Origin of the sequence: Rhodopirellula europaea 6C (genome assembly GCF_000338295.1) — a bacterium.
In the GTDB taxonomy this organism is placed as follows: Bacteria; Planctomycetota; Planctomycetia; order Pirellulales; family Pirellulaceae; genus Rhodopirellula; species Rhodopirellula europaea.
The window spans coordinates 1-3,543 of record NZ_ANMO01000001.1; the positions used below are offsets into that span (position 1 = coordinate 1).

1 protein-coding gene is annotated in these 3,543 nt (G+C 55.9%); it reads left to right on the forward strand.

From position 1 onward, the window contains the following. Positions 1-988 precede the first annotated feature (988 nt). The coding region (locus RE6C_RS00010; RefSeq protein ID WP_008652656.1) for a vitamin B12-dependent ribonucleotide reductase at positions 989-3,543 on the forward strand (2,555 nt) is incomplete at its 3' end.

Here is a 3,543-nt window from a genome sequence, read left to right on the forward strand (position 1 = left end):
CTAGCTTCTAGCTTCTAGCTTCTAGCTTCTAGCTTCTAGCTTCTAGCTCGTGCTCGTGCTCGTGCTCGTGCTCGTGCTCGTGCTCGTGCTCGTGCTCGTGCTCGTGCTCGTGCTCGTGCAGCCCTTCATCCTCCGAGGGCGTGCGGTTTTGATACCGCTTGTTGGCGTTTTCCCCATGTCGCACCTCTTCCGAAACGAAGTTTGGGATGAGGTACGGGCGAACATTGAAAAAGTGAAATTGACAATTGTAAATCGCAAAGTGACTTGCAACCTGCCGAGCGGGCATCTGTAGCAGGACAGGTCTGGCTCTGATCACCAGGCCGAGCATCGAACGCAACCAAGGCAAAGCCCACCCCTCCGATTTTACAATTTGAAATTGTCAATTTAACTTTTTCAATCAACCCCCCTGCCTCTTGCTCCCTGAGCCCCTGAGCCCCTTTCCACTACCTCTTACCCACCTTCTGCGATCGTCCTAAGTGACCCGGTAGTTGGTGCGTGATGAGAAGAAAATTTTGATTGCCGACAAGTTTTCCACGAGGTCGGGATGTCTTCTCAGGAGATTCACTAACTCTTCACCACAGCGAGCTTTACGTCAGCGGTAATGGGGAGGTGGATGCCTAGTATCTGATCTGAGGGTCGCGCGTAAACCAATTGCTGGTCGTTGTTTACGACAGTTTCAAAATCGAGATTGACACAATCCTGGGAACCTCTAATATTCCCGCCGTCGCCCACATGTAGTGCCTCGACGGCATGGAAACCACTACCGGTAGTGATAGCAAATCACTTTGCATCGATTTTGACGATCAATGATCCGATATCGACTTCATGGACCACGCGGTAGCTCGTTTCGCTCACGGAAGCAGCACTCAGTGGCGACTGCCAGCTCTCATTTCAAATTTGACGGAATCGGTTGTTTCGCGAGGACCGCGAACGGCAACACCCGGTGCACCGTCCACGGACGATCTCTTTAAGGAGTTTGTGACACGCTATGTCCACTGTTCTGCCCGAGTCGAACGCCACCTCCCGTCTCCCCGCCAATGACCCTGCCTTGGAAAAGGTCGATTCAGAGCATGGCGTCGAGTATGCACGCGAGAAGTTCGGCACCGCCCTGCGAGGCGATCGCGCCGGCCTGAAGATTGAATCAAAGTTCTGCCCTGACGACGGACGCACCCCGTTCGCCACCACCGCCTGGGATCTGCGTTCGGCCGCGATCAAAGACGAATCGGGCAACGCTTTGTTCGAGCAAACCGATTGCGAAGTCCCGGCTTCGTGGAGCCAATTGGCGACCAACGTCGTCGTTTCGAAGTACTTCTACGGCGACCCTAAAAACACCGACGAACGTGAACGCAGCGTCCGCCAACTGATCCACCGCGTCACCCGCACGATCAGCGATTGGGGATTGGCCGACGGCTACTTTGACACTCCTGAAGACGGCGAGCGTTTCTACCGCGACCTGACCTGGTTGTGCTTGCACCAACACGGTGCGTTCAACAGTCCCGTTTGGTTCAACGTTGGTCTGCACGCTCAGTACGACGTCGAAGGCGACATGTGCAACTGGCACTGGGATCGCACCGAGAACACCACTGCCCAGCCCGACAACCCGTACGAATACCCACAAGGGTCAGCCTGTTTCATCCAGTCGGTGGATGACAACATGGAAGACATCATGCGTCTGGCGTGCAGCGAGGCGATGTTGTTCAAATTCGGCAGCGGAACGGGAACCGACTTGTCGACCATCCGCAGCCAACGCGAAAAATTGTCGGGTGGCGGAACGCCATCTGGCCCGCTGTCCTTCATGCGTGTTTATGATTCCATCGCTGGCGTCGTGAAATCGGGCGGCAAGACTCGTCGTGCGGCCAAGATGCAATCGCTCAAAGTCTGGCACCCAGATATTCTCGAGTTCATCGAGTGCAAATGGGCGGAAGAAAAGAAGGCTCACGCGTTGATTCGCGAAGGTTACGATTCGAACTTCAACGGCGAAGCGTACGCCAGCGTTTGTTTTCAAAACGCAAACCTGTCAGTTCGTTTGACAGACGACTACATGGAAGCGGTTCGCAAGAACGAGACCTTCCAGACTCGTTGGATCACTGACAAACCGACCACCGAGCCACCAAGCTACGTTGCCAAAGAGTTGCTCAACAAAATGGCCGAGTGCGCTTGGCACTGTGGCGACCCCGGCGTGCAGTACGACACGACGATCAATAAATGGCACACTTGCCCGAACAGCGGAGCGATCAACGCATCGAACCCTTGCTCGGAATACATGTTCCTGGATGACACCGCGTGTAACCTGGCCAGCATCAACTTGATGAAGTTCGTCCAGCAGGATGGATCGTTCGATCACGAACGTTTCCGTGCCGCTTGCCGCACGTTCTTCATCGCTCAAGAAATCTTGGTCGACCACGCCAGTTACCCAACCGAGCCCATCGCTCGCAACAGCCACAAATTCCGTCCGCTGGGGCTGGGTTATTCGAACCTCGGCAGCGTCGTCATGACGGCTGGTTTGCCCTACGACAGCGACGCGGCTCGCGGCATGTGCGGTTCGTTGACAGCATTGCTGCACGGCGAAGCCAACCGCACCAGTGCGGAACTGGCCAGCGTGGTCGGAACGTTCGACGGTTACGCTGAAAACGAAGCTCCGATGCTTCGCGTGATGCAAATGCACCGCGACGCATGCGATCAAATCAACGACGACGGACCAGCCGAACTGAAAGAAGCCGCTCGCGAATTGTGGGACGGTGTGCTGGAAATCGGTGAGAAGTACGGCTTCCGCAACGCACAAGCGACCGTGCTGGCACCGACCGGCACGATCAGCTTCATGATGGACTGCGACACGACCGGCATCGAACCAGACATCGCACTCGTGAAATACAAGCAGCTCGCCGGCGGCGGGATGTTGAAGATCGTCAACCAAACCGTGAAGCTCGGCTTGAAGACGCTCGGCTACGACGCCGACACGATCGAAGAGATTCTGAAGTACGTCGATGCCAACGACACCATCGAAGGTGCTCCCGGTTTGCAGGACGAACACTTGGCCGTGTTCGATTGTGCGTTCAAACCAGCCAACGGTGTTCGCAGCATCGGCTGGCGTGCTCACATCACCATGATGGCCGCGGCTCAGCCGTTCCTGTCCGGTGCGATCAGCAAAACGGTCAACATGCCCACCGATGTGACCCCGCAAGACATCGCGGACGCTTACTTCTGGGGCTGGGAATTGGGGCTGAAGGCCATCGCGATTTATCGTGACGGCAGCAAGCAGTCGCAACCTTTGAACACCAAGTCCGACGAGCAAAAAGCGACTGATGCAGCCGAAGCCGCGAAGGTCGAAACAGTCGAGAAAATCGTCTACAAGCCACGTCGCGAGCGTTTACCTGACACACGTCAAAGCTTGACCCACAAGTTCAGCATCGCTGGGCACGAAGGTTACTTGTGCGTCGGTTTGTATCCTGATGGACGTCCGGGTGAAATGTTCATCACGATGGCCAAAGAAGGGTCGACGATCGGCGGCATCATGGACAGCTTCGGCACCGCACTGTCGATTGC